Annotated in this window: 27 protein-coding genes; 23 read left to right on the top strand and 4 right to left on the bottom strand. The window is 38.2% G+C overall.

Translation table 11 applies throughout. The features are described 5' to 3' along the window. The first annotated feature begins 8 nt into the window (after positions 1 to 8). The 5 genes from DYI25_RS07705 (at position 9) to DYI25_RS07685 (ending at position 3,481) form a co-directional block, all read left to right on the top strand. Positions 9 to 407 (top strand): DUF350 domain-containing protein, encoded by a 399-nt coding sequence (locus tag DYI25_RS07705; RefSeq protein ID WP_213369478.1) that lies wholly within the window; start codon positions 9 to 11, stop codon positions 405 to 407. Between the two features lie 15 nt (positions 408 to 422). After that, positions 423 to 887: an RNA helicase gene (locus DYI25_RS07700; RefSeq protein WP_213367816.1), complete on the top strand. Its 465-nt coding sequence runs from the start codon at positions 423 to 425 to the stop codon at positions 885 to 887. Positions 888 to 897: 10 nt separating this feature from the next. Then, positions 898 to 2,127 (top strand): glutathionylspermidine synthase family protein, encoded by a 1,230-nt coding sequence (locus DYI25_RS07695; RefSeq protein WP_213367815.1) that lies wholly within the window; start codon positions 898 to 900, stop codon positions 2,125 to 2,127. Positions 2,128 to 2,145: 18 nt separating this feature from the next. After that, complete coding sequence (locus DYI25_RS07690) at positions 2,146 to 3,174, top strand: potassium channel family protein (protein ID WP_213367813.1); 1,029 nt, start codon at positions 2,146 to 2,148, stop codon at positions 3,172 to 3,174. A 106-nt stretch (positions 3,175 to 3,280) separates the two neighbouring features. After that, a complete protein-coding gene (locus DYI25_RS07685; RefSeq protein ID WP_023614065.1) occupies positions 3,281 to 3,481 on the top strand; it encodes a cold-shock protein in 201 nt (66 codons plus the stop codon). Between the two features lie 125 nt (positions 3,482 to 3,606). Here DYI25_RS07685 and DYI25_RS07680 read toward each other — a convergent pair whose 3' ends face one another. After that, positions 3,607 to 4,128, bottom strand: a complete 522-nt coding sequence (locus tag DYI25_RS07680; RefSeq protein ID WP_213367812.1) for a MerR family transcriptional regulator — start codon at positions 4,126 to 4,128, stop codon at positions 3,607 to 3,609. 263 nt (positions 4,129 to 4,391) lie between these two features. Between DYI25_RS07680 and DYI25_RS07675 the strand changes: the two genes are divergently transcribed. The 5 genes from DYI25_RS07675 to DYI25_RS07655 all read left to right on the top strand — a co-directional run bounded on the left by DYI25_RS07675 (position 4,392) and on the right by DYI25_RS07655 (position 8,276). Next, entirely contained in the window at positions 4,392 to 4,976 is a 585-nt protein-coding gene (locus DYI25_RS07675) for a YdcF family protein (RefSeq protein WP_213367811.1), read from the top strand. Between the two features lie 52 nt (positions 4,977 to 5,028). After that, positions 5,029 to 5,712, top strand: a complete 684-nt coding sequence (locus DYI25_RS07670) for a hypothetical protein (protein ID WP_213367810.1) — start codon at positions 5,029 to 5,031, stop codon at positions 5,710 to 5,712. 1 nt (position 5,713) lies between these two features. Next, positions 5,714 to 6,454, top strand: a complete 741-nt coding sequence (locus DYI25_RS07665) for a hypothetical protein (RefSeq protein WP_213367809.1) — start codon at positions 5,714 to 5,716, stop codon at positions 6,452 to 6,454. 323 nt (positions 6,455 to 6,777) lie between these two features. Further along, complete coding sequence (locus tag DYI25_RS07660; protein ID WP_213367808.1) at positions 6,778 to 7,698, top strand: DUF1002 domain-containing protein; 921 nt, start codon at positions 6,778 to 6,780, stop codon at positions 7,696 to 7,698. Between the two features lie 80 nt (positions 7,699 to 7,778). After that, complete coding sequence (locus DYI25_RS07655; protein WP_213367807.1) at positions 7,779 to 8,276, top strand: GNAT family N-acetyltransferase; 498 nt, start codon at positions 7,779 to 7,781, stop codon at positions 8,274 to 8,276. A gap of 143 nt (positions 8,277 to 8,419) precedes the next feature. Here the strand turns inward: DYI25_RS07655 and DYI25_RS07650 are convergent, their stop codons facing one another. Continuing rightward, positions 8,420 to 8,980: a GNAT family N-acetyltransferase gene (locus DYI25_RS07650; protein ID WP_213367806.1), complete on the bottom strand. Its 561-nt coding sequence runs from the start codon at positions 8,978 to 8,980 to the stop codon at positions 8,420 to 8,422. A 475-nt stretch (positions 8,981 to 9,455) separates the two neighbouring features. Between DYI25_RS07650 and DYI25_RS07645 the strand changes: the two genes are divergently transcribed. Together DYI25_RS07645 and DYI25_RS07640 are read left to right on the top strand one after the other, a co-directional pair. Next, the gene (locus DYI25_RS07645; RefSeq protein WP_249745280.1) at positions 9,456 to 9,926 is read left to right on the top strand and encodes a GNAT family N-acetyltransferase; all 471 of its coding nucleotides are present in this window, start codon (positions 9,456 to 9,458) and stop codon (positions 9,924 to 9,926) included. Between the two features lie 159 nt (positions 9,927 to 10,085). After that, positions 10,086 to 10,589, top strand: coding sequence for a hypothetical protein (locus tag DYI25_RS07640; RefSeq protein WP_213367805.1), 504 nt, complete (start codon positions 10,086 to 10,088; stop codon positions 10,587 to 10,589). A 39-nt stretch (positions 10,590 to 10,628) separates the two neighbouring features. On the opposite strand, the gene DYI25_RS07635 is transcribed toward DYI25_RS07640, so the two are convergent. Together DYI25_RS07635 and DYI25_RS07630 are read right to left on the bottom strand one after the other, a co-directional pair. Beyond that, a complete protein-coding gene (locus tag DYI25_RS07635) occupies positions 10,629 to 12,635 on the bottom strand; it encodes a peptidoglycan D,D-transpeptidase FtsI family protein (protein ID WP_213369476.1) in 2,007 nt (668 codons plus the stop codon). Between the two features lie 362 nt (positions 12,636 to 12,997). Beyond that, positions 12,998 to 13,906 (bottom strand): VanW family protein, encoded by a 909-nt coding sequence (locus DYI25_RS07630; protein WP_213367804.1) that lies wholly within the window; start codon positions 13,904 to 13,906, stop codon positions 12,998 to 13,000. Between the two features lie 170 nt (positions 13,907 to 14,076). Between DYI25_RS07630 and DYI25_RS07625 the strand changes: the two genes are divergently transcribed. The 11 genes from DYI25_RS07625 to DYI25_RS07575 all read left to right on the top strand — a co-directional run bounded on the left by DYI25_RS07625 (position 14,077) and on the right by DYI25_RS07575 (position 24,498). Further along, positions 14,077 to 15,183 carry an acyltransferase family protein gene (locus DYI25_RS07625; RefSeq protein ID WP_274609492.1) on the top strand — a complete coding sequence of 369 codons (1,107 nt, stop codon included), beginning with the start codon at positions 14,077 to 14,079 and terminating at the stop codon, positions 15,181 to 15,183. A 5-nt stretch (positions 15,184 to 15,188) separates the two neighbouring features. After that, positions 15,189 to 15,671 carry a GNAT family N-acetyltransferase gene (locus tag DYI25_RS07620; protein ID WP_213367802.1) on the top strand — a complete coding sequence of 161 codons (483 nt, stop codon included), beginning with the start codon at positions 15,189 to 15,191 and terminating at the stop codon, positions 15,669 to 15,671. Between the two features lie 250 nt (positions 15,672 to 15,921). Next, the gene (locus DYI25_RS07615) at positions 15,922 to 16,329 is read left to right on the top strand and encodes a GntR family transcriptional regulator (RefSeq protein WP_213367801.1); all 408 of its coding nucleotides are present in this window, start codon (positions 15,922 to 15,924) and stop codon (positions 16,327 to 16,329) included. Continuing rightward, positions 16,304 to 17,203, top strand: a complete 900-nt coding sequence (locus tag DYI25_RS07610; protein ID WP_213367800.1) for an ABC transporter ATP-binding protein — start codon at positions 16,304 to 16,306, stop codon at positions 17,201 to 17,203. The genes DYI25_RS07615 and DYI25_RS07610 overlap by 26 nt, the downstream gene beginning before the upstream one ends. Further along, positions 17,178 to 19,133 carry a DUF6449 domain-containing protein gene (locus DYI25_RS07605; protein ID WP_213367799.1) on the top strand — a complete coding sequence of 652 codons (1,956 nt, stop codon included), beginning with the start codon at positions 17,178 to 17,180 and terminating at the stop codon, positions 19,131 to 19,133. Before DYI25_RS07610 ends, DYI25_RS07605 begins: the two co-directional genes overlap by 26 nt. 67 nt (positions 19,134 to 19,200) lie before the next feature. Further along, positions 19,201 to 19,722 (top strand): RNA polymerase sigma factor, encoded by a 522-nt coding sequence (locus DYI25_RS07600; protein ID WP_249745279.1) that lies wholly within the window; start codon positions 19,201 to 19,203, stop codon positions 19,720 to 19,722. A gap of 98 nt (positions 19,723 to 19,820) precedes the next feature. Continuing rightward, positions 19,821 to 20,519: an ABC transporter ATP-binding protein gene (locus DYI25_RS07595; RefSeq protein ID WP_213367798.1), complete on the top strand. Its 699-nt coding sequence runs from the start codon at positions 19,821 to 19,823 to the stop codon at positions 20,517 to 20,519. Further along, on the top strand, positions 20,509 to 21,855 hold the full coding sequence (locus DYI25_RS07590) for an ABC transporter permease (protein WP_213367797.1): 1,347 nt from the start codon (positions 20,509 to 20,511) through the stop codon (positions 21,853 to 21,855). Before DYI25_RS07595 ends, DYI25_RS07590 begins: the two co-directional genes overlap by 11 nt. 406 nt (positions 21,856 to 22,261) lie before the next feature. Next, positions 22,262 to 23,173 carry an ABC transporter ATP-binding protein gene (locus DYI25_RS07585; protein WP_213367796.1) on the top strand — a complete coding sequence of 304 codons (912 nt, stop codon included), beginning with the start codon at positions 22,262 to 22,264 and terminating at the stop codon, positions 23,171 to 23,173. Beyond that, positions 23,166 to 23,996, top strand: a complete 831-nt coding sequence (locus tag DYI25_RS07580; protein WP_213367795.1) for an ABC transporter permease subunit — start codon at positions 23,166 to 23,168, stop codon at positions 23,994 to 23,996. The genes DYI25_RS07585 and DYI25_RS07580 overlap by 8 nt, the downstream gene beginning before the upstream one ends. Before the next feature lie 154 nt (positions 23,997 to 24,150). Further along, on the top strand, positions 24,151 to 24,498 hold the full coding sequence (locus tag DYI25_RS07575; RefSeq protein ID WP_213367794.1) for a hypothetical protein: 348 nt from the start codon (positions 24,151 to 24,153) through the stop codon (positions 24,496 to 24,498). The last annotated feature ends 20 nt before the right edge of the window (positions 24,499 to 24,518 follow it).

Below are 24,518 nucleotides of genomic sequence, written 5' to 3'. Positions count from 1 at the left end.
AAACAGTGATGAATTTATATTTGAATTTTGCCGCTTATTTAGGACTTGGATTGCTTTTGCTGACTGCAGGTGTCGGTTTATTCGTACTGGCTACTCCAAAAATTAAGGAGTTTGAACTGATTGGTAAAAGAAATATAACAGCCGCTCTTTCACTTGGAGGGAAAATGCTGGGACTTGCAATCGTACTTGGTGCAGCTGCGGAATATTCGGTATCCCTCCTCGATATGGCTATCTGGGGCTCCGTTGGAATTTTCACGCAAATCATTGTATTCTTTGTCGCTGAGGTTGTTACGGTCAGATATAGCCTCCAACAAGCGATTGAAGAAGACAACCGTTCTGTCGGTGTTATTCTCTTCTCACTTTCTCTTGCAGTAGGCTGGATCGTTGCAAAGAGTCTTTCTTATTAGGAGGAAAAAGCATCGATGAAAAAACTAACTTACTTTATTCATGATGGGAAGGATAACTATGAACCATTATATGAATATACGATCTCGAATGTCGGCATAGATGAATTTTATGCCCGCCAGCTTTGTACTTATTTCATTATTAAAGGAAGCCAGTATGAATTAATATCCAATGAGATGGATGGGGATGACGAGATACTTGTTCTTGAGGACAGGGGCAGGAACAATTCTGTCCTTGATGAGAAAAGCTATCGGGGACTGGGCATCCACGTGGAATTCCGCCGGTGCAAGGAAAGTGAGAACTATAAGTTGCTTACAGCTGTTCCTTGCCGCACTCACCTTGATGTAATCAGATATTTATTAAAGGACATTATTGATGTTCCTGGCTTTGGGCAGATGGCTGTAACCTCCACCGAAGTAGATGAAGACAGGGGAGTTTACGTTCTGTATGTTAAAACCATTGGTGAAAACGACATGGGATAGGAGGCATTCCATGGAAAACTACAAGACAAAGAGAGAGAATTTTTATAGAGGAATCAAGGATTTCTGGCCTGATTTGTATGGAGAAGAATATGCTTTATATGATATATCCACCATTGATCTGGGGGAAGTTGAAGAAATCAGGCTTTGTACAAATAGAATCGGAAAGATATTTTTCAAAGTTAGTGAACTCCTGAGAAATGTTCATCTGGATATCTTAAGTGAACTCGGGTATCCGGGTGAAACCCTCGATTTTATCCGGCACAAGACCTCAAATATTGAAAGTGTAATCGCAAGGCTGGACCTGATAAAAACAAAAAATACATACAAGTGCATTGAGATAAATTCTGATACTCCAACATTCATTAAGGAATTATTTAGGGTAAATGGATCTGTAGCAACTCAGTTTGGTTTTGGGAACCCAAATGAAGGAATGGAAGACCAGCTGGCCAAAGCTGTTCGGACTGCTGTCGCTGCATCAGCCAAATGGCTGGACGAGATAGAGCCATATGTGGTTTTCACTGCACATGAAGACAATATAGAAGATCGAAATACAGTTTTATATTTGCAGGAATTATATGGTCTACCTTCCAGGTTCATTGCACTAGATAAACTAAGGATCATACCAGGAAGTGGGCTCTATGATGAAACAGGGCGAAAGATTGACATCCTATACCGGCAAACCTTCCCGATAGAAAGCCTCATTATGGATGAAGATGAATCAGGAAATAAAATCGGTCTTTGGCTGCTTGAGCTTGTAAAAACAAAGAAATTGGCTATGATCAACCCTCCGTCTGCCTTCTTATTGCAAAATAAAGCTGTGCAGGCTGTAATATGGGGATTGCATGAAAATAATGATACATTTTTCACATCCGAAGAGCATCATTGGATTGAGCAATATTTCCTGCCAACCTATTTGGAAGCGGAGCCGTTTTACGGGAAAAAGGTTCCATTTGTCAAAAAGCCGATTTTTGGGAGAGAAGGAGACACAGTCCAAATATATAGCTCCACTGGTAAGCTATTAATGGAAGAAAAAAATAAAAACTACCATGATGTACCATCCATATATCAGCAGTATATCGAACTGCCATCTGTTACTTACAATTCAGAAAAAGGTAAGAAAAAGGGTCATATATTGACCGGAAGCTTTCTTGTTTATGGAAAACCATCCGCGCTCGGTTACCGTGTCGGAGGAGAGATTACAAACAACCTTTCTTGCTTTTTACCGGTGGGATTGGCTTAAGAGAAAGGAGGTCCGTCAATGTGGATTTTACAAAGGTTGTTTTCGAAACTGCTGAAAATTAGTCTATTGAAAATCATCTTGATCGTTCTTGCAGTCATCCTAATAAGCAGCATGATTATCAAGACACTTGAACCAGAAACTTTTCCAAGATACCTCGATGCAGTATGGTGGACAATGACCACAGTCGTGACGGTTGGTTACGGTGATTACTCACCCAGCAGTGATATAGGCAGGATTTTTACAATGCTGCTGCTATATACAGTCGGGATTGGTGCGATGGGTATTATCATCGGCAAGATTTTTGATAGCTTGACTTTATATAAAAAAATGAAGGAGGAAGGGAAGTTGGCTTATAAAGGAAAGGACCACTATATACTGATCGGTTCCTCCAAAGATAAACTAAAGAATGTTGTTGAGGAAATCCTGAACTCCAATAAAAAGTGTGATATAGTCATTGTTGATCATAGCAATGAGTCCCCAGTGCAGCATGACCGCGTACATTTTGTCAGTGGAAATCCTGCTGAAGAGGAAATACTGATGCAAGCAAACATTCTCGAGTCCAAATCTGTAGCGGTGTTTACGGATGATCGGATTGAATTTCCTGAATACGCTGATGGGAAAACTTTGCTTATTGCATCAAGGGTAGAACATATCTCAAAACAATCCAAAAGAAATATTTATACGATTGCAGAGATCATGAAGGAAAAGCACATTGCCCTTTTTGAACATGCAAACATCGATGAATTTATTTTATCCAATGAATCAGTATCTAAACTAATGGCTCAGGCGGCGATTTACCCTGGTTCGAGCAAATTGTTTAAACAATTGCTCAGCAATATGGAAGGAGAAAACCTCTATAAAATCGAGAAGAAGCCACATTGGACTACATACAAACAAGCAGCCATGGAGCTCTTTGACCTGGGGGCAACACTCATATCAGATGGTCACGCGCTTGATATTGCCAGGAAACATAATGAACAAATTCCCGAAGGTACAAAGATGTTTGTCATTTGCGATGAGGAAACTTATAAAAAAGTTAGCAGCTAAACCTTCGATAAAAAAATTCTTTTTTAAGTTTAAAATGTTTTTGTAAGGATATAATAATCACGCAAGGTTAAATTGCAATTTTTTTAATCGCTAGGAGGCAACAATTGTGGAACGTGGTAAGGTAAAATGGTTTAACAGCGAAAAAGGCTTTGGATTCATCGAGCGTGAAGGCGGGGAAGATGTATTTGTACACTTCTCAGCAATCCAGGGTGAAGGCTACAAATCTTTAGATGAAGGTCAAGAAGTTACATTTGAAGTTGAACAAGGCCAGCGTGGCCCACAAGCTACAAACGTACAAAAAGCCTAACTAAGGATATTTAAAACAGACTCAGATTTACTGGGTCTGTTTTTTTTGATTTATTCCACATTAACTTTGTTACTTTTGAGGATTAATTAAAATTCAAAAAAAAAACACATCCCTGATGTGCCGAATTAAAATCCAAAAAAGGATCCGATTATATTTCGTTTTCTAAATTTCCTTAAGGAAGAAATAGGTGCTAAAGCTGGTTGATTTTCCTCCTCAGCCACATGTTCCTGCTGTGCTGCGGTTTCCTCCATGCTTGTAATCACTTCTTTCAGCCTGGCTACCTCATTTTGCAGTTCCTCAATTTCCCTGCGATGCTGAAGAATTTGATAAGATACAACTTCATCTGCCTTTCTGTTAAGCCTGTTTTCGAATTCCTCCATGCGTTTCATTAGCTTATCCACTGAGAAATCCGGTTTAACAACTGGTATTGCAGCTTTTCTATGCTTTCTTCCCTTGATTTTCAAGTCTTGCAATAAAACTCCGTTATTAAGTTGTTCTTTTATGTCCTTTAATATCTCGATGCTATCCTCAGAAAATTGATAATGACCCAACTCCGACCGCTCCATTTGAAGGTTTGCCTGCTTTACCCAGCGTTGAATTGTGCTCGGTGAAACCCCGAGTAGCTTTGCGACTGCGCTAGTATTCATCTAAACCCCTCCTTGTTATAGTAGAAATTTCGCCCTTTCTTTTGCTATTCCTTTCTTGCTGACAAAACTAGATGACTTTCGGCAAAGAAAGTGAAGAAACACCAACAAACACATTGATAAGAAAAACTGCCGTAGATTTATTATAATAATGAGTCGAGTTTTGTTATTTTTTATCAAGTTATCCAATTTTTAAAGAAAATTGCAAACTTTTTATGGTAAAGGATGGTAATATTAGAGTAGCTATTGGAAGGATTGGATCAAAAATGAAAGATAAACCTGTAATTAAAAAAATTCTGGTAACTGGACTTCTCTTTTCTATGTTCTATGTAGGTTACCTCCATTTCAAAATTATTCAGCATGCTAATATGGATGTCCCACAGAAGGCTGATTATATGATCATACTTGGAGCTCGCGTTAAAGGAACTGTTCCTTCGTTGGCTCTGCAATACAGGATTGACCACGCAGCAAAGTATCTAAAGGAAAACCCCGATACTATTGCAATTGCCTCAGGTGGCAAAGGACCAGGTGAAGACATATCAGAAGCCGAATGTATTAAAAGGGAACTAATGCAATATGGAATCGAGGAATCAAGGATATTCCTTGAAGACAAGTCTACTGACACATACGAAAATATTCGATTTTCTAAAGATCTCATTCCTGAAAAAGCAGAAAATGGCTTAGTGGTTACGAACGATTTCCATATTTTTCGGGCTAAGATGATTGCAGACAATGAAGAATTGATGATATATGGGTTACCTGCAAAGACACCAATTCAGGCAGTAATTAAATCATATACAAGAGAATACATGGCGCTATCAAAATATTTTATGATCAATGTTTTCAGGTAGGATCAAATAGTATAGAAGTTGAGGTGAACATATGAACGCTCCGGGGGTTGTTTTGAATTTATTGGCATGGGGTGCTATTTTTATTTTGGCATGGCGTATATATAGCAAGCAGAGTATAAAACCAAAAATATGGAAAATGACGGTTGTTATTTTCCTGGGCTTATTCTCATTTTCTATAAATCTGCCATATATGGACCAGCAGATAAAATTAGCGATTCTTCCGCTTGGTTTATGGATTTTATATGGGATCTATTCACGGAAAGATGAAGGCATAAGCTGGGATAAGTATCGGAAATATGCATGGTTAGGTTTCTTCGCCAATTATATATTTTTAGCAGTGTCGCTAATTCTTCCACTAATGCATTCAGGCATTTATTCTAACAGTGAGTTATCAACCTATCTTTCAGATATCAACAAAGGATTCATTATTAAAACGCACCCGTCTGCTGCCGATAAAATATTAGATCGGAACTCTTTTCATGTTCAAATAGATCGAATCGAAGAAGAACCAGTATATAGTGAACAATGGTATCAAGAAGCCTTTGAGGCTGGAATTGAACGTTCAAAGCTGGAAGAAAGATTCCCATATCTGCTTGTTGGGACTGAAGCAAGATGGGGAAGCGGTCTCCATACAAAGATCTTTGTAGAACGAGATGGTAAAGGACTTTTGATCTCAACAGACCAGAAACAAGTATACTTTCGTGCTGAAAAAACATTGTTGAAGAAGGGGGAGTAACGTGAAACGCAAAAATGTACTCTTGCTTCTTGTTTTTATCATAATTCTTACTGGCGGAATGGTTTATTGGTTCTATCTTGCTCCTCCAGCAACCTTTCCTGACAAGGAAAAAATAAAGGATACCTTGATGAATCGTCATAATAGAATCAACATAGCGGAAATACAGGACAGCATCTTTCTTGATGATGAGCATGTGTATATTCCTTTTACCACTAAAACGGAAAGTCATGGTATAAGCTTGTGGGAGTGGAAAAAACACGAGTGGCAATTAACAAGCTTATCTACTGGAAACATGCCGCTAATTTGGAAAATAGAACCTGATGATCCGGCTACACATTATATAATGTGGAATTTGCATCCAAAAAACAATTTGGACTATTTAACGTTTTATTTGATTAAAGAACGTGGTTATTCAGTCACCGAGGGGAAGCATCAATATGATCCAGGTGTCCAAATGGATTTCAGAGCAGAGGTTGAAGAGCAATCGTACGGTTACTCTCCAATTCCACCAGAGTGGCAAGAATACGTGGAAGCAGAAAATCAGCAAATGGAAGCAATGAAGCCGGATCCTTTTTTTGCTGGCTTTTTTCCACCAACTCAATATTACTTCGGATGGCAATCAATATCAAAGAACGGTACCATTGAGTATCCGTCATATCCGGATAATAATGGCTTTGGCAGCGGTGGTCAATCTACGGAGGACCTTAGATTTTTAAACGAAAATGAGGTTTATCAGAAGTAATCAGACTTCTTAGAAAAACTAAACCGTATGGAAACTCCTATTTCCTATATAGGAGTTTCTTTATAATTGAAACCTTTATACGAAAAAGATCGTAATAATAGGGGAACAGTTGAAAGGAGATTTTTATGTTCTGTCAGTGAAGGGTAAAGGCATATTATTAGACAGCTAGATTAGAACATAAGAAAATGAATTTATGTTCCAGCTTTCCAGGTTGAAGAGGGTAAGGAATCTTAAGTATTTTACTAGAGGCTAGTAGGCCATCATTGCTGAGATAAGCAGCAAAGTTTATGAAAGCAGCCATTCAAAGAAAAGGAGAAACAAACATGATTGTAAAACGCTTAATTAAATTCGCAGCATTAGTCAGTCTATTTACCTTTGTCATTGGAAGTGCAGCTTTTCCAGTGCTCGCTTCCAATGACAATGATGAGGATGTCATTAACGAGAAATACGGACCCCCGATTGTTGTGTATGGGGAAGCACTTTCTGATAAGCAAAAAGATGAAGTCAGGAATTTGCTAGGGGTCAAAGATCCTTCAAAAGTTAAAGAAATCGTCGTAACAGGAAAAGATCTTGTAACCTATATTGACGGCGATGAACATTCGAATATGTACTCTTCTGCCAAGATTATCAGGAAGGATACCGGAGAGGGGCTAGTGATCAACCAGGTCACTCCCGAAAATATTACTGAAGTAACTGATGAAATGTATGCCAACGCACTGTTGACAGCAGGAATCGAAGACGCAATCGTGGATGTCGTCTCACCTGTCAAGGTCACCGGTCACTCTGCACTAGTGGGAATCTATAAGGCATATGATGAGGGTGAAGGAACTGCCCTCGATAAGGATCGAACAGAAGTTGCCAATCAAGAATTGAACCTGGCAACAAAACTAGCTAAAAAAGAGGGGCTGGACCAGGATAAAGTGAGTGAACTCCTGACAGAAATTAAAAAAGAAATTGCTGCTCAAAACCCAGCAACAAAGGAGGATATCGAGAAAATTATCGATGAAAAGCTAAAGTCCCTTGAAATTCAGCTTAGTCCAGAAGACAGACAGCTTCTCGTTGACTTGTTCAATAAAATGCGCGATCTAAACATCAATTTTGACAATGTTAAAAATCAGTTAGAAAACCTTTCTACTGATATCCAAAAGAGAATCGAGGAAGCAGTTGGAGATAAGGGCTTTCTCGAATCAGTATCAAACTTCTTTAAAGAATTAATTGATAGCATTAAGAGCATATTTTCCTAAAACAGAGGATTTCCCCTCTGTTTTTTTGAATGATTATAAAAATAAAAACTACATACTGAGTGATGGTGAGGAGATTTTATATGAAAATACGTCAAGCTGAAGAACGAGATACAGAGAATTTTGCAAAACTCATTCAAGAAGTAGAAAGTACTACAGATTTCATGCTTTTTGGTCCTGGTGAAAGGAAGTTCAATCCTGAGGCCCAGAGGAAAATGATTCAGACTTTTAGAGCTGAAAAAAACTCAAATATTTTCCTGGCTGAATATGATAATGATCTGGCAGGCTATTTAATTGCAAAAGGAGGAAGTGTCAGTAGAAATAAGCATTCAGCTTATCTGGTTATTGGTATTAAGGAAGGTTTTCGTGGTGTAGGTATTGGCACAAGACTTTTTGAAGAGCTTTTTAGCTGGGGGACGGAAGTTAGCATTCATAGATTGGAACTAACAGTGATGACAGAGAATCTGGCAGGAGTCGAATTATACAAAAAGATGGGCTTTGAAATAGAAGGAACCAAGAAGGATTCATTGCTTGTCGATGGCCAATATAAAGATGAATTCTATATGTCCAGAATACTTTAAGGAAAATTTGTATCATTCTGCCTGGAAAATTGAGATGAAATAAAATAAAAAAAGGTAGAAAAGGCTTGGCTCCACAAGCTTTTTCTACCTTTTTTTGATAGCATAGGACTTTTTAAAAGGGTTGCTAATATTGCGCCAAATCATTATTGTTGCTGAGATTCCCATTCTTCCCTTAGTAATCCCATTTTTATGGAATCATAGTATTTCCCGTTATAGAGTCGGCATTTCCTGATGCGAGCCTCCTCCATCATTCCTAGTTTTTTACCGACCGTAAGCATCCTGGAATTGCCGGACCATGTTGTAAAGCCAATCCTAGGAATAGGGAAGGTTTCAAAAAGGTGAGCTATCCATACTTTTAATGCCTCTGTTCCATACCCGCCATTCCAATATTCAGGCAGATAAATGACAATCCCGATTTCTAGCCATTGTGAAGATTCGTGTTCCCAATAATATGTCACCATTCCGATAATTTCATCGTCTACTTTAATGAGGTACTTCCTGTCATATCCCTGATGAATGAGGTTCGTCATTTGTTCTTTAAATTTATCAAGGCTTTCTCGCCTAAGAGGATAGTAAGGTGCATCCCACTTCTTCCATTCAGGATGTTCGTCATTGTGGATTAGGCCCCACCATGTGTCCAGATCCTGTTCTTTAATTTTACACAACCTGACCTGTTCACCTGATAATATATCTGGTGTCTGCATTATTACATACCTCCTTAATAGATATGAGGCTAGACGCTTATGTTTAACTAATTCTCTTCCATTCTAGTATTTCCTGCACAGGATCAAAAATACAAAAAAAGTTCAAAATCCACAGAAAAAGAGACGCTGATAGCAGCGTCTCTTTAGTTGGTTGCTTCGTCATCTATAAATGCATTTTCACTAACTGCGAAGTAATTCAATCCAGCGGCGATTGCGAAAGCTCCTCCAAGTAATGCGAATGTAGTGATCATTATGTAATCGCTCCTGTCATTAATTGTTTTTGTTTTGTTACTTCTTATATTCCCGCAGAGGAAACTATTAAACATGTTTTATTACGAAAATATGACAAATTAGTAAAAAGGATTTTTATATGTAAAAAAAAATTACCCACACAACAAAAATTAAAGGTTATTATTTCTTTATGTGAAATAACTATAAGACAATATTTATGATAAATAGATTTGGAGGAAGAGACTTGAAATTATTTAGCATTAAAATGACGAGAGAGCTTGCGGCAGAAATCTTAAGCTGGAAATATGATCCACCGTATGATTTATATAACAATGAAGTTACCGAATCTTCTATAAATGAACTAGTCCATGAAGGCTATCTAGCGGTAGAGGACGAAACTGGGGCGTTGATTGGGTTTTATTGCAATGGTCATTCAGCCCAGGTTCCGACAGGAAGGGAATTAGGTGCATATACCGAAGGAGCAATTGATGTAGGAGTAGGAATGCATCCTGAGTTAACTGGAAAAGGGAATGGTTATGTATTTTTTTCATTTGTACTAAATGAACTTGAAACTTTAAATTCACATTCGATTTTTAGGCTGACTGTCGCTAATTTTAATAAAAGGGCAATTAAACTGTATGAAAACCTGGGGTTTAAGAAGACGTATGAATTTAAAACTGACACAAACGAATTCATTATCATGCTAAAGTGGTGAAAAAGTAATGCGTTATTGCTTTTTGGCAAATGGGGACTTTTTTATAAAGTAGACCATTAAAAATTTGAATTTGTTAAATAATCCCTTTATAATGAAAAAGCTGTGTGAAATTCAGTTTTCACATTTAGCGGCATATATAGATTGAAGGGGAGTATAAGTATGAAAAAGTTTTGGATTTTACTTTCAGCGATCACATTCGCAATCGGTTTGACTGCATGTGCAGCGGAAAAAGAAGAAGCACAACCTGAAAAGACAGAAACAGAAAAGGCTGCTGAGCCAGCTGCTAATCCTAAGAGTGTTATGTACAAATTCTACATGAGCCTTGTGAGCTCTATCAACGAGGCTGATGCTGATCTAAATGCATATGAAGGGGCAGATGAGCCGACAGCTGAAGATAAGGCAGCAGCAAGTGAATCTGCAGCTGCAGTTGCTGCAAAGGTAGAAGGCCTTGAAGTACCTGCAGAATTGAAAGATCAAACAGCGGATCTTGAAGCTGCACTCACAGATATCGCAGAATCTTATCAACTAAAAGCAGAAGAGCTTAAGAAGGATGCTCCAGCCTTGGAAGCTGCCGATGAAAAGTTCGCACAGGGTGAAGAAAAGATTGGTGCTGCATTTGAAAGTCTTGAAATGAACAAGCCTTCTCTTGCAAAAGAATTGTAAAATGAATGAAGAAAAGCTGTGCCTATGGCACAGCTTTTCTTATTCTTCTTCAGTAGATTGCTTTACTCCGTTTTTTAGGTTGAAATAGGCATCCATCACAGCACGGCCAATTTTTTTATTAGCTCCGTGGTCAACATTGCCCTGGTAAGCCCAAGGGACCATAACAGCCATTGCGACTTCAGGATTTTCTGATGGTGCATAACCAACAAGACTTAGATTCATTGTTTGCATCAATGGCTCATCTTTTTTCCTTAGTGGTCCATCATAGAATGCCTCCGCTGTTCCAGTTTTTCCAGCAGGTGAATAGGGGGCGTTACCAAAGTATCGATAGGCAGTACCTCCGGATTCCTGCATCACTTTTTTAAAGCCAGTATGAACACGATCCAGCCATTGCTGCTCCATACCAATTTCATTAAGCACCTTTGGAGGGAAGGAAATGTATACAGGTCCAAGTTGTTCACCATTCATGGCTGGTTCTCGTATTTCTTTAACTATTCTAGGCTGCATACGGTAACCTCCATTGGCAATGGTTGAAATATACTGGGCCAGTTGCATTGTTGAATATGTATCATACTGGCCGATAACCAAATCTAGTACTTTTCCTATCGGCTGGTTGGCACCTTTAGCTCCAGTTTGTTCGTTCGGTAAGTCTATTCCAGTGCGAATGCCCAGACCGAATGAAGCGAATGAATTACGAATTTTCTCCCAAACTAACGGGTCAAGGTTTAGTGTGTCATTATAACGGTAAACGCCATTTCCGATTTTAATCGCCGTATGGAACATATAGACATTTGACGATAATTTTAAAGCTTCTATGTCATTGGGCGTACCTAAATAACTATAGGACTTTTTCAAAGGTGTATCTTTGAATTGTAACCCTCGATCATCGAATTCTTTTCCTGGATAGATGGCATCAGTTTTATACCCTGTCAAAACGGTCGCACCCTTGACAACTGATCCAACATTAAACGTATTGAGTATGTTTCCAAGAGCATCATCCTCTAAATAAACTTCTTTTGTTTTCTTATCCTTAACTATTCTCTTTCCAGCCATAGTCAATACTTCGCCAGACTTGGGATCCATTAAGACAACATATGCCCTGTCAAGTAAACCTGTTCCTGAAGAGCTTTTTGCTGCCCATAATTCCTTCGCGATGATTTCCTCAACGGCGATTTGCAAATCCATATCGATGCTGAGAATTAAGTCTTTACCTCGTTGGCCTTCTGAAACTAATTCTTTTTCAATGAGCTCTCCGGCTTTATCTGTCACATTGACGACTTTTTCTTTTTTTCCTTGCAGAATATCCTCATATTCCAGTTCCAAATAACTTTTACCTACTCTGTCATTGCGTGTGTAACCGCGGGACATGAAATAATCGATTCGTTCTGCAGGCAGTCCTTCACTACTGGTTGTGACCCTGCCTAATACAGGTTTAAAAGTTTCTTCATAATTGTATTCTCTGTCCCAGTCTGTAGTTGCATTTACACCAGGCAGCAACTCAAGATTCTCATTAACAATGGCAAATTCTTCCCGACTGACGTTGTCATTCTTGATAATCTGAGGAGTGAATTTATATCCACTGTTCATGATCCTGAATATTGCCAGCTCCTCAATATCTTGCGTTGATAATTCAGAAAGATGTTTATCTGTGATTCTTTCAAGCTGCAATTTATATAAATCTTTGTTTTTAAGCTTTTTTTCCTCGAAGAGAACCATTTCTTTTTCTGTAATAAGTTTCTTTGCTTCTTTTGGATTTTTAATGATCCAGAAATCTTTCTTATCTCTTTCTCGAACTTTATCTGTTTTTTGGTCAATGATTTTGGCCAGTTTTGCTGCCACCTGGAGCATTTCCTTCTGGGAAGCACCCTCATTTGTATATGTAATTGCATTTAGTGGTTTGTTGTCGACGATTACCTTATGGTTTCTGTCTAGCATCTTACCGCGTGGGACAGGGTTATTGACTGTCACATCCTCCTTCCGATTAATTTCCCGTTTATAGTCTTCACCATGGACAATTTGGACAATGCCGAGGCGGAGAACCAGCATTGAAAAGAGAATAAAGACTGAAAAGAACAGAATATTAACCCTAATTGGTGTTGTATTCTTTTTTTTAGGCAAGTATCTCACATCCTATGAAAATATAATTATGTAAAAGCCATCTATTACCAATAGTGTACGTAAAGTTTTACTGATATGTAAAGGTTTTCCTGTGAAATAAAAGGAATCCTTGCTTTGCAAGGATTCCTTTATTACGAGAGAAGAAAGTATAAATTTCACTTCGAGAATTGTCCAGCTCCAGCGCCTAGCCCCTCGAGTCGCTTCGGTCCGCCCAATAAAGTCAAAGACGACTTTACCGGTCGGCCCTCCAGCGCTTGTCGGGGCTGACCAAGGCGCTTGCGCTTTTCTTATCATATGGCCTCTTCAGGTATTATATTACTACTATCCGTACTGGGAATTTTGCGTTTTTCTATATTGATTTCATCGGATGAATAAATCATTACAATCATTTTACCAGGATAAGTTTTTGCCCTGATCAGAATGGGTTGGTTGTATTTGTTTTTAAATGTGAAATCAGGCCCATACCAACTGACAGTTGCATCCCTGCCAGGAGGAACGTAGGGAACCTGCTTGCTGTGAGAATATCGTTCGAGTATCTTCATGCCAGAGCGGTCAGCTGCATTAAATAGTGTTGAAGATACCTGGCAAATACCTCCGCCAATTCCCTCTGACAATTCTCCTCTAACAATTATAGGTGCAGGCTGATAGCCGCGTGAGGCGGTACGTTTGCCGACAACTTTATTGAAGGAGAAGGTTTCCCCAGGAAAAACAACATGGTTGTTAATTGCTTCTGCGGCTAAGTTGATGTTATGCGTCCGTTCCTTGTTACCGCTATTGAAATAGGTTATATAATGGCCAATTAAATTTGATCGAATGCTAGCAATAATTTCGCTGTCAACCTTTGGATATACAGGCAATGTAGGGACTTTTATTCGTGCATGGTGGTTTTCAAAAAAACTTGCAGTGAATTTTTTCTTGAACTTTTTTTCATCGAGAATGAACCCTACATCTTCAGGTATGATTTTTCCATAATCATCCAACCCGGCATTTGTCGGTTCTTTTTTAATCTGAAGAGAAAGCTGTTTATTTAATGTTTCCAGCATCGTATGGTTAAGGATTGGATAACCAAACCATGGAATCGAAAAGTCTGATCGCTGAACCTCTACAACGGATTCACCATCCCAAACTACATCGATTTCATCATGATTCTCTGCTGTACTGCTAGAAAGAATAAGTCCAATTGTCAGTAACCATTTCAACTTCTTCACCTCCCGTTTTATTATGGTTAAGCTGGTCCTGTTTAATGTATTTTGGATTTGGTGGTGTTTTTTGGAAATAAAAAAAGGAGATGGACAGTTTCTGGAGAATAATCAAAGTATGTTCTGATATAGAAAGAAGGTTAAACATGGTTTTTGTAAGGAGAAACGACTTGGATTGGATGAGGGTTATTGCTACGTACATGGTATTCCTATACCATTGCTCAATGTTCTTCAACCCATTTCCATGGCATATAAAGAATGAAATGATAAATTCAAGTTACATTCTGGTGTTCAGTCTGGTTGTCGGCACATGGATAATGCCGATCTTCTTTGTTCTGTCTGGAATTAGTACAAAATATGCAATTCGAAAAAGGACAGGAAAAGAATTTCTAAAGGAACGTTTCATTCAGCTGGGAGTACCTCTTATATTTGGTATATTCATTTTAAGCCCGCCGCAAGTGTATATCGAACGTGTCTCACATCAGCAATTTTCTGGTACATTTCTGTCATTCTTACCGGCATATTTTGATGGACTTTATTTGGAAATAGGGGGGACTGGCAATTTTGCTTTTGTAGGGCTCCATTTATGGTACCTCCTAGTCCTTCTGGTGTTTTCAGCTTTAACCCTGCCATTAATAAGCAGAATTAAGATCAAAAAGGACTCTTTTCATCTGGTTCATTATTTACTTATTTTGCTAGTATTGATTTTGATTACTCATTTCTTTAACTTCGTAAGTCTTGGCGGTTGGGGAATCCCATATTATTTAGCCTCATTTGTAATCGGTTTTTTCTATTTTTCAAATGACAGCTTTAATAAATTCCTTACGAAACATTGGATAACGATTTCAGTGCTTGCTGTAATCATGTCGGCTATTTACACCAAGTGGTTTATAATTGGAATGCCTGAACAGGCTGGAGGGTTATCGTTTTTGTTTACAACGGTTAAGGTCTTGAGTAGCTTTAATAGTGTTTTATTGTTTTTTTATCTAGCTAATAAATATTTTCAACGAAAGAACGATTTTCTCAATTTTAATACAATGTTTTCGATGCCCATGTATATCCTGCATCAACCTGTAATAGTGCTTTTAGGCTTTTTGATCTATCAATATGACTGGCCCATTGCCATTAAGCTGCTTGTATTAATCAGCTTATCCTTTTTCATAATTATTTTGAGTTATCAATTGTTTATTAAAAGAATTCCAGTTCTTCGTTTCCTATTTGGCATGAAAGTAAAACCAGCAATCAATACTGACATACACCCTGTGATGAAAGGATAAAAATAATGAACCTTTATTTATCATTATTGTCATTGAATGATGTTAAGCCATTGTTTATGTTTGAAAAAGAAAACAAGGCTTTTTTTGAACAGTTTGTTCCTCCCAGGCCTGATTCGTACTTCCGGTATGAGGATTTTAGTGAAATTTTGATAGAGTTATTGGAAGAACAGGATGATAGAAGGTCTCTGTTTTATTTAATCAAAGACGAAAATGGAAAAATAATCGGCCGAATGAACCTTGTCGATATTGATTGGGTGAAGAAATATGGCAATATCGGCTATCGGGTAGGACAGCAATACACTGGCAAGGGGGCTGCTGTAAAAGGGCTGCAACTGCTTATGTCAGAGGCTAAGGATTTTGGCCTAATAGAATTACGCGCGAAAACGACCAAAAATAATCTGGCATCACAAAAGGTTTTAGATAAATGCCTTTTTCAAAAGGAACCAGAAGAAAAGGGAGATTTTATCGACTATAAAAAAGCACTCTAGCCAACACTAGGGTGCTTTTTTATGTCGAATTATTTTTATTTTAAAACCTTGTGAAAACGTTTAGTTATTGTGTAAAATTACACTAAATAGATAATTTAACCATTATTCCAATGCTGAGAAATAGATATCGATTTCTTAATTTTTCTTAAGAAATTATTAAGAATTTATCCCCTATCTTTTTGGAAGAGGTTGGCATATAATTTAACTGTATTAATAATAATAGTACACTTAGTACAGATAGGGGGTCAATATGTTTGAGCTTGACCTGAGAAGCCGAAAACCGATATACGAACAGCTAGTAGATAAGATGAAAGAGCTGATCATTAATGAAGTGCTCAAACCTGATGAACAATTGCCTTCCGTGCGGCAAATGGCACAGCAATTGACAATAAACCCAAATACAATTCAAAAGGCATATAGGGAGCTTGAGGTACAGGGATTTATATATTCATTAAAAGGCAAGGGAAGTTTTGTCAATCCAATGGACCCTGGCAAAGATGCTGATAAAATCCTGCAAGTGAAGCAGGATTTGGAAAAACTGCTGCAGGAAGCATTGTACCTGGGCATTCCTGTGGAAGAGCTGCATGAGATGATTAGAAGAAATGATGTGTTGAAAGGGGGAAGCGGGCAAGATGATTCAAATGATCGAGATAAATAAAACATTTGAAAAACAAGAGGCCGTAAAAAACGTCAATATGACTATAAATAAAGGATCAATATACGGATTGATCGGGTCCAATGGTGCAGGTAAAACAACTATCATTAAATTGCTTGCTGGAATTTATAAACAGGATTCTGGGAAGGTGCTTTTAGAAGGTTCGGCGATCTTTGAAAATCAAGGTTTAAAAGAGAAGATATTTTACATATCAGACCAGCCTTATTTCTTTCCACAGTACACCGTCAAGCAGATGTCGAAGTTCTATAAAAGCATTTACCCTTCATGGAATGAAGCCAGATTTATGAAATTAGCCGAAGTATTCGGCTTCAGCATGAACAAAAAATTACACACATTTTCAAAAGGTATACAAAGACAGGCTGCCTTCTGGCTCGCCTTATCTACAATGCCTGAAATACTAGTGCTTGATGAGCCTATGGATGGATTGGATCCAGTGGCAAGGAAAAAGGTTAAGAACCTCTTGATTCAGGATGTAGCAGACAGGGAAATGACGATTTTGATATCATCCCATAACTTGCGGGAAATTGAAGATATCTGCGATCACATTGGAATATTGCATCATGGGTTACTTCTCCTGGAAAAAGACCTTGATGACCTCAAATCTGATATACATAAGGTTCAGGTAGCATATAGGGGTGAAACTCCCAAGCATCTGGAAAATCACCTGTCAATCCTTCACTGCGAAAGAAGGGGGAGTGTCATGGTGTGCATTATCAGGGGAAAAGAGGCTGAAATCGAGAAGGTTATCAATCAGACTGAGCCTGTTATCTTTGATATCCTCCCTTTGACATTAGAGGAGATTTTTATATATGAAATGGGGGATATCGGCTATGCGATCAAAAACATCATTGTTTAACAAAGAAATGATCCTCCAGGTTGGAAGAAATGTTGGCTGGATTTCTGTCATTTACTTCCTGGTTTTATTTTTCCAGATACCATTAAGAATTATGATGCTGTATTCGGAAAAGAATTACAGGGATTACATGCCGGTGCAAAGATTATTTGATTTCGAATTTGCTGTACAGTTCATTATGTTCATTACAGTACCAGTTGTTATGGCAATCTTTTTGTATCGTTTCCTGCACGTCAAGCAGGCAGCGGATTTAATCCACAGTCTGCCATTGAAACGGCAGCATATTTTTCACTTTTATACACTGACAGGCTTTGTGTTTCTGATTATTCCTGTAATCTTGATTACTTTGCTTACAGCCATTATTCACAGTACCTATGACTTAAATTTATATTTCCAGCTTGAGGACATTTTCAGATGGACAGGAATCGTCATTTTATTTAACGCTGTATTTTTCCTGTCAGGAGTATTTATAGCAATGGTCACAGGAATCTCAGTTGTACAGGGCGTCTTGACGTATATTATGCTCTTGTTTCCGGCTGGATTCACCTTGCTGATCATCTATAATCTTGGATTAATGCTGTATGGTTTTCCTAGTAATTATTATCAAATCAGGAATATAGAATATCTTTCACCTATCACCCATCTATCTTTTTTAGAGGGCCAGACAATATCTGCAAAGGCTGTTCTCTTATATTCAGTCTTTGTGTTGATTTCATATTTCCTGTCCCTATTTATCTATAAGAAAAGGAAAATAGAAGCTGCGTCGGAAGCAATCGCTTTTAATGGGTTAAAGGTTGTTTTTAAATACGGAGCTGCTTTCTGCATGATGCTTCTCGGTGGCATGTATTTTGATGCGATGCAGAATGAATTTGCCTGGCTGATGTTTGGATATGCATCCGGTGGTGTAATCGGATATTTCGTTGCCGAGATGGTTCTTCAGAAGACATGGAGAGTTTTTGGAAGGGTAAAAGGACTGGGTTATTTCGCTGTTGCGATGGCGGTCTTGATCCTGATCACTCAAGCATTCTCTCCTTATGAAAAAAAGGTACCTGCACTTGATGAAATTAAAAGTGTAACGTATGCAAATACTATTTATATGGACCAGGAAGAGCGACTAGCTCCAAAACCATTATTCCAGCCAGAAAATATTGAAGCTGTCCGAAAGTTCCATGAAAGCATCATTAAGAATGAGAAAATGAATGAACAAGGAATGGAATCCCAGGAATTCGCTCTCTTTATCTATGAGTTGAAAAATGGTAATAAAGTGGTTCGCCAGTACACTATCGATCGATTCGACTACGAATCCGATATGAGAGGGATTTATGAATCACTGGAGTATAAGCATGCACATAAGCCAATTTTTAAAATTAATACTGAAGACATTACCTCAATTAGAATAAACAAGCACATTACTGACAGCCCATTGACGATTACCGACAAGGAGAAAATCAACCAAGTTATTGGGATCTTGAAAAAGGAAATTGAGCAAGAATCCTTTTCTATTGATTTATATCCAATAGGTAACCGGTCAACGATTGAAATTATGTCTGGCATAAACGATTACGACCATATTGAGTTAAAGCATTCATATAAGAGCTTCATCTCATGGCTGGAGGAAAACGACATGCTGAAAGAAGCAATCGTGACGCCTGATGATATAGACTATATTGTCGTAACAAATGATTCAATAGAACAGGAACAATTTAAGGAATATCCTGAAGAGGAAATAGTTAATCGTATTATGAACGATAAAAACGCACTTAAACTGAATAATCATGACCAAGTGCTAGCAGCTATTGAGAATGCAGGTTATGGATGGTTTAATGAAGCGCCGTATACAGCTATTTTCGTATACAAAATGGGGAATTACAAAGAGATTAGGACATTTAGCGATAAAGATGTACCAGCATTTATTAAAGAGCATTTTAAGTAAAAATACTAGACAAAGATTGTAAGCAGCAAAGCTTGCAAAGTTAGTAGCAGGGCAAGGGGGGATGGATATGGCTAAGATTGATTTTGATGAACTTTATAGGATCCATGGAAAAAAACTTTGTCAAATTGCTTTCAGCATTACTAAAGACAGACATCTGGCAGAGGATGTAGTCCAGGAGACTTTCATAAAGGCATATAAAAAGGCAGATACCATCATAGATACTCATAAAATCGGTTCATGGTTAGCGGCAATCGCGGCAAGGACAGCAATTGATTATTTGCGGGCAGAGAAAAGAAGAAAATGGCTTCCTTCTGACCAAAGCATTATGGAGCAAATTTTCAGTGATTATGATAACAATCTATCGCTTGAAAAGGAAGTTGAAATCATCCTGTTTAAAGAAGAAATTCAACATATGCTGTACTTACTGACGAGTGAGTACCAGCAAGTGTTGGTATTGCGGTTCCAATACGGGTTAAAAGAGGATGAAATCGCCTGCAAATTGAATATTAAATCAGGCACAGTCAAAACACGTCTCCACAGAGCACGAAAACAATTAAAAAAAGTTATGTCAGAAAAGTACCCTGCCTAATAGTTCTATTTGGGCGATTAACCATCGCCTATTTTTTTCGGCTAAATTAATGGAAAAAAATATAATTTATTCAAATATTTTGTAGAAGAGGTGTGTCGATGATTTCAATAAACAATTTGAGCCACGAATTTGAAATCGGCAAAAAAGGAAGAAAAACGATAATTCCTGTGTTGAAGGATATTTCATTTAAAGTGAAAAAAGGAGAAATTGTAACCATTGTAGGAAGGAGCGGTTCAGGAAAATCAACACTCCTCAACCTTGTCAGCGGATTTATAAGGCCAAAAGAGGGAGAAATCACAATCAATGGCATTAAGACATCCGCTCTAAACGAAACAAAGTTTGCCGATTTCCGGATTCAGCATCTGGGATTCATTTTTCAAAGCTTTCAGTTGATTCCAAGTATGACAGCCTATCAAAATGTAGAGCTGCCTCTAATTTTAAAAGGAGTCAAAGAGGGAGAAAGGAAAATACGTACAAGTGAAATCCTTGATATGGTGGGATTATCTGAATATCAGGATCATTATCCTGGCGAACTATCCGGTGGGCAGCAGCAAAGGGTAAGTATTGCCCGCGCACTTATAGTCAATCCGCCAATCATTCTTGCTGATGAACCAACCGGCAGTCTGGACTCGGAAACAGAAGAAGATTTACTTAAGTTCATCATTAAATTAAACAGAGAGCTTGGCATTACATTTTTAATCATTACCCATGATGACAAGGTTGCCCAAATTGGCCATCGTACCATTGAATTAAGGGATGGCAAAGTTGTAGAGGAGGTATTTGCAAATGAGGCTTAAAGATCAATTTCAATTCGTCAGGCAGAATATGAAAAAGAACCGGACTCGGTTGTTCATGACCATACTTGCCACGGCTATGAGCGTAGCTTTCCTGATCGTGCTTGCATCAGTGGGGTTTGGACTTCATAAATCAATCGTAAAAGAAACATTAGAAAGAAGAATCGTGACAGAGATTGAAGTCCCAGGGAAAGAGGAGCCGAATAATGGCTTCAAACAGTTGACGGATGAGGATGTTGCTTACTTTGAAGAAATAGAGGATGTCAAAGCTGTAACAAGACGGAAAAACCTGCAGAATTATATGTTCGAAGTGGGGGAACACCAGACATCAGCCCAAGCCGTAGTTGCCCATATGCCATCTGAAACAAAAGCAGGACTTGAACTTTCGGAAGGCAGGCTTCCAAAAGCAGAAAATGAAGTGGTTGTTGGGTACCATTTTGTTGAAGACCTTCGTCCTAATAAAGAGTTGTCTGAGGAATTGTATGATGAGAAGGGGCAAATCAAAGAGGAATTCCGCTATAAAGGGGAACTGATCGGCAAAAATATTACCATGAATGTCATTAAGGTCGAAGAAGGAAAAGAGATAAAAGAACCGTTAGAAGTAACAGTAGTAGGAATCCGCAAGAAGCCAACAAAAGACTGGGTTTACGATAGTATTGTATTTGTTTCCGAAGGAGTTCTTAAGCAGGTTGAGGAATTTACGGGTACTCCACGAGGAATGTTGAAGGATCCTAACAATCCTGACATGGAGCTGCCAGACATCCCTTCGGATCAATATGATCAAGTAAAGATATACGCGAAAGATATGGAAGCAATAAAAGGCATCACTGCACAATTAGAAGAAAATAATTACCCCTCCTATTCGGTCATTAATGAACTTAAAGATGTCAATGTCATGTTCACCATCGTAAAGGCAGGATTGATTTTTATAGGGACGATTGCCATTATTATAGCATCGATAGGAATCTATAACACAATGACTATGGCCGTTACAGAAAGGGCACCTGACATAGGGATCATGAAAGCAATTGGAGCTAATCCAAAGACAATCAAAAAAATATTCCTGCTTGAAAGCAGCTATATAGGACTAATCGGAGCAGCACTCGGAACACTTGTCGCCTATGCTATCAGTATTATCGTTAACTTTGGACTGCCTCTGATTATCAAGCAAGCTTTCGGTGAAGAACCCCCAGAGGGTCTGATATTTAGTCATATTCCTTATACGCTGCCAATCATCAGCTTCATCATTTGCTATCTTGTCACGATTCTCTCAGGCCTTCGTCCAGCACAGCGAGCTACAAAAGTAGATGTGCTCCAGGCAATGAGAAGAGAAGTATAAGAAGCGATATACTAGTAGTGATAATGGTAAATTGAGTCACAAAAAAACCTATTGGTGCCCTGAAAATCAAGATTCTGTAACAATAGGTAACCAATGAAGCCTATTGGTGTCCTAAAAATCAAGATTATGGAAAAATAGGTCACCAATAGAGCAGGTTGACGCCTGAAAAATTAAAGTTCTTTAAAACTGAGTCATCAATAGAGCTAATTGTAGAAAATAAGATGAAGGACTAGTCGTGGATACTGGTCCTTTTTTACGATCTTTAAAGGAGCAAGTGTTGGCAGGTTAGGCTAGTGAACAACGGCTAACACGTTTTCATCTTCCAAAAAACAAACTCAAACTTTATTGAACGATTTTCAATTTTAGACGTCTTATGAAAAAACGGTAAGCAAATAGGGGGAGCAGAATGTCGCAAAATGTAATTGAACTGGATGCGGTTTCAAAGCATTTCGGTGATCAAGTGGTACTTAGCAACGTATCTATGAGTGTAAAAGATGGAGATATTGTAGGTCTTCTTGGCCCAAATGGTTCTGGGAAAACAACTATGATCCGCCTTATGAACGGTGTCATCAACCAAACAGACGGAAATTTGTCAATCCTCGGCTTGGACCCGGGGCTTGAGGGAGATTCAGTCAGGAAGGCAACAGGAATTCTAACTGAAAATGCTGGTCTATATCATGAAATGTCTGGACTTGATAATCTAATCTTCTTTTCCAAACTATATGGAAACTTTGATTTAAAGCAAATCCACCTTTTAATGGAGGAATTTGAACTTGATGAGCACATGCATAAAAAAGTTGGTGCTTATAGTACAGGGATGAAACGAAGGTTGGGAATCATCAAGGCGATCCTGCATAAGCCTAAACTCCTTTTTCTCGATGAACCTACGAATGGACTCGATCCTGAGGGGATAAAATTGGTGCTTAAATTTCTCAAGGATTTAAATGAGCGGGAAGGAACGACAATATTTCTTTGTTCACATATTTTGCACCAACTAGAACATGTATGTAAGGAATACTTTTTTCTAAATGACGGAAAGATAACTGACTTTGGTACTATAAGTGAACTTCAAAAAAGGTATGTCAGCCAAATTAAGTTAAATGTTATTACAAATTTGTTGCCTTCTGAGGCTCATTGGTGCGGATATCCTGTTTTAATAAAAGATAAAAATACATTGCAATTTTTATTGCCTTCAAGTGAACATATAACCCCACTGCTTCAAAAAATCATCAGTAATTTTTGGGTACACCATGTGGAGATTGAAAATAACGATTTGGAATCCTTATACTTTAAGATTAGGGGTGGGGTAATTGAATAAGAAGTTAATATGGCTTGTAGCTGCTAAAGATATTAGAGGAATAACCAGCTCGGCTCAGGTATGGTTAGGGTTAATCTTATTGCCATTGATTTTCTCGGTGATTTTTCCGTTAGCTTTTATTCTTTTGGTTAAGAATGTACCAATTTCGTCCCCAGATTTGATTGATTTAGTAGATAATGTTGTAGAGGGTCTTAAAGGTACAAAGAGCGGGGAAGTGATAGGCAGCCTCCCAAGCATGAAACACCAAATTATTTTCGTCGTTGTGAATTACCTGCTTGGTTCGATCTTTCTGCTTATACCGACACTTAATGCTATGTTGATTGCCCTTCATAGCTTTGTTGGTGAAAAAGAAAAACGGACCTTGGAAACACTGTTGTTTTCTCCTATTACTGTCAGGGAATTATTTATTGGAAAAGTACTTGCAGCATTAATTCCTTCTATTATTATAACTTGGGTGAGCTTCTTTCTGTTTGGAGTTATCACTATAAGCTTGACCTACAATATGTTTGGTTATTTCATATTCCCAAATGCAAACTGGATCATCCTGATGTTATGGGTTGTCCCAATGATTACAATCCTCACAATCCTGGTGAATGTGTTCGTTTCCGCTAGGGCAAAAGGGTTTCAGGAGGCACAGCAGCTCGGTGGAATCCTCATCCTACCTATTATGGTTCTCTTCATAGGCCAGGCAACGGGCTTTCTTGTCATTAAGCCTTATTTACTTGCTTTAATAGGTGTAATCATTTTGGTTTTAAATTTTCTCTTATTAAAATTGATGACAAAATATAATGATCGGAATACTTTATTTGAAAAACAAATATAATTTCTCATTATACAATGCCATCCCAATTACGCTGTAGGTGACCAGTGAATTGGTGGGGGAATTTGATGGCAGATAGCCCTGGAATTGATAATGTATAGATTGTCTAACTTAGGAAAAATCTAATCCTATCGATTACGTCACAGGGGGATAGGATATGTCAGTTATTGTTATTCAAACATTTGAAATGAAACAGGATAAATTTCCAGGCGGTATCAAAAATTTGCGTTTGATCCAAAATTTCCGGAATGAGCAATATGACCACAGGGTGGAGCTTTTGTCGCCGATTTCTGGCGAAGACCATACATATGCATTAATATCCACATATGAGGGACTGGCAGAAATGGAGCTACAAAACAAAAAGATGTTTGAGGACGAGGAGTATAAAAAGCTCATAGGGGAATTCTTTCTGGAAAACATCGTGCAAGGCAGTATGTACACTCAGATGTATCGAACAATGACTGGACTGAGTAATAACTCCGAATCAGATAAAAGCAAGAAATAATATAAGCAAAGTCGAGTCCC

The organism is Mesobacillus boroniphilus, assembly GCF_018424685.1.
Classification (GTDB): Bacteria; Bacillota; Bacilli; order Bacillales; family Cytobacillaceae; genus Mesobacillus; species Mesobacillus boroniphilus_A.
This window is presented reverse-complemented; position numbering and strand designations above follow the sequence as displayed.

What these genes read in the sequence shown, in the direction of transcription:
- DYI25_RS07650 (WP_213367806.1), bottom strand. Translation starts at nt 8,980, where the DNA reads ATGCAGACACCAGATATATTATCAGGTGAACAGGTCAGGTTGTGTAAA.
- DYI25_RS07620 (WP_213367802.1), top strand. Translation starts at nt 15,189, where the DNA reads ATGAACCTTTATTTATCATTATTGTCATTGAATGATGTTAAGCCATTG.
- DYI25_RS07640 (WP_213367805.1), top strand. Translation starts at nt 10,086, where the DNA reads ATGAAAAAGTTTTGGATTTTACTTTCAGCGATCACATTCGCAATCGGT.
- DYI25_RS07615 (WP_213367801.1), top strand. Translation starts at nt 15,922, where the DNA reads ATGTTTGAGCTTGACCTGAGAAGCCGAAAACCGATATACGAACAGCTA.
- DYI25_RS07595 (WP_213367798.1), top strand. Translation starts at nt 19,821, where the DNA reads ATGATTTCAATAAACAATTTGAGCCACGAATTTGAAATCGGCAAAAAA.
- DYI25_RS07590 (WP_213367797.1), top strand. Translation starts at nt 20,509, where the DNA reads ATGAGGCTTAAAGATCAATTTCAATTCGTCAGGCAGAATATGAAAAAG.
- DYI25_RS07600 (WP_249745279.1), top strand. Translation starts at nt 19,201, where the DNA reads ATGGCTAAGATTGATTTTGATGAACTTTATAGGATCCATGGAAAAAAA.
- DYI25_RS07585 (WP_213367796.1), top strand. Translation starts at nt 22,262, where the DNA reads ATGTCGCAAAATGTAATTGAACTGGATGCGGTTTCAAAGCATTTCGGT.
- DYI25_RS07690 (WP_213367813.1), top strand. Translation starts at nt 2,146, where the DNA reads ATGTGGATTTTACAAAGGTTGTTTTCGAAACTGCTGAAAATTAGTCTA.
- DYI25_RS07655 (WP_213367807.1), top strand. Translation starts at nt 7,779, where the DNA reads ATGAAAATACGTCAAGCTGAAGAACGAGATACAGAGAATTTTGCAAAA.
- DYI25_RS07695 (WP_213367815.1), top strand. Translation starts at nt 898, where the DNA reads ATGGAAAACTACAAGACAAAGAGAGAGAATTTTTATAGAGGAATCAAG.
- DYI25_RS07700 (WP_213367816.1), top strand. Translation starts at nt 423, where the DNA reads ATGAAAAAACTAACTTACTTTATTCATGATGGGAAGGATAACTATGAA.
- DYI25_RS07680 (WP_213367812.1), bottom strand. Translation starts at nt 4,128, where the DNA reads ATGAATACTAGCGCAGTCGCAAAGCTACTCGGGGTTTCACCGAGCACA.
- DYI25_RS07675 (WP_213367811.1), top strand. Translation starts at nt 4,392, where the DNA reads ATGAAAGATAAACCTGTAATTAAAAAAATTCTGGTAACTGGACTTCTC.
- DYI25_RS07705 (WP_213369478.1), top strand. Translation starts at nt 9, where the DNA reads ATGAATTTATATTTGAATTTTGCCGCTTATTTAGGACTTGGATTGCTT.
- DYI25_RS07660 (WP_213367808.1), top strand. Translation starts at nt 6,778, where the DNA reads ATGATTGTAAAACGCTTAATTAAATTCGCAGCATTAGTCAGTCTATTT.
- DYI25_RS07575 (WP_213367794.1), top strand. Translation starts at nt 24,151, where the DNA reads ATGTCAGTTATTGTTATTCAAACATTTGAAATGAAACAGGATAAATTT.
- DYI25_RS07610 (WP_213367800.1), top strand. Translation starts at nt 16,304, where the DNA reads ATGATTCAAATGATCGAGATAAATAAAACATTTGAAAAACAAGAGGCC.
- DYI25_RS07605 (WP_213367799.1), top strand. Translation starts at nt 17,178, where the DNA reads ATGCGATCAAAAACATCATTGTTTAACAAAGAAATGATCCTCCAGGTT.
- DYI25_RS07635 (WP_213369476.1), bottom strand. Translation starts at nt 12,635, where the DNA reads ATGCTGGTTCTCCGCCTCGGCATTGTCCAAATTGTCCATGGTGAAGAC.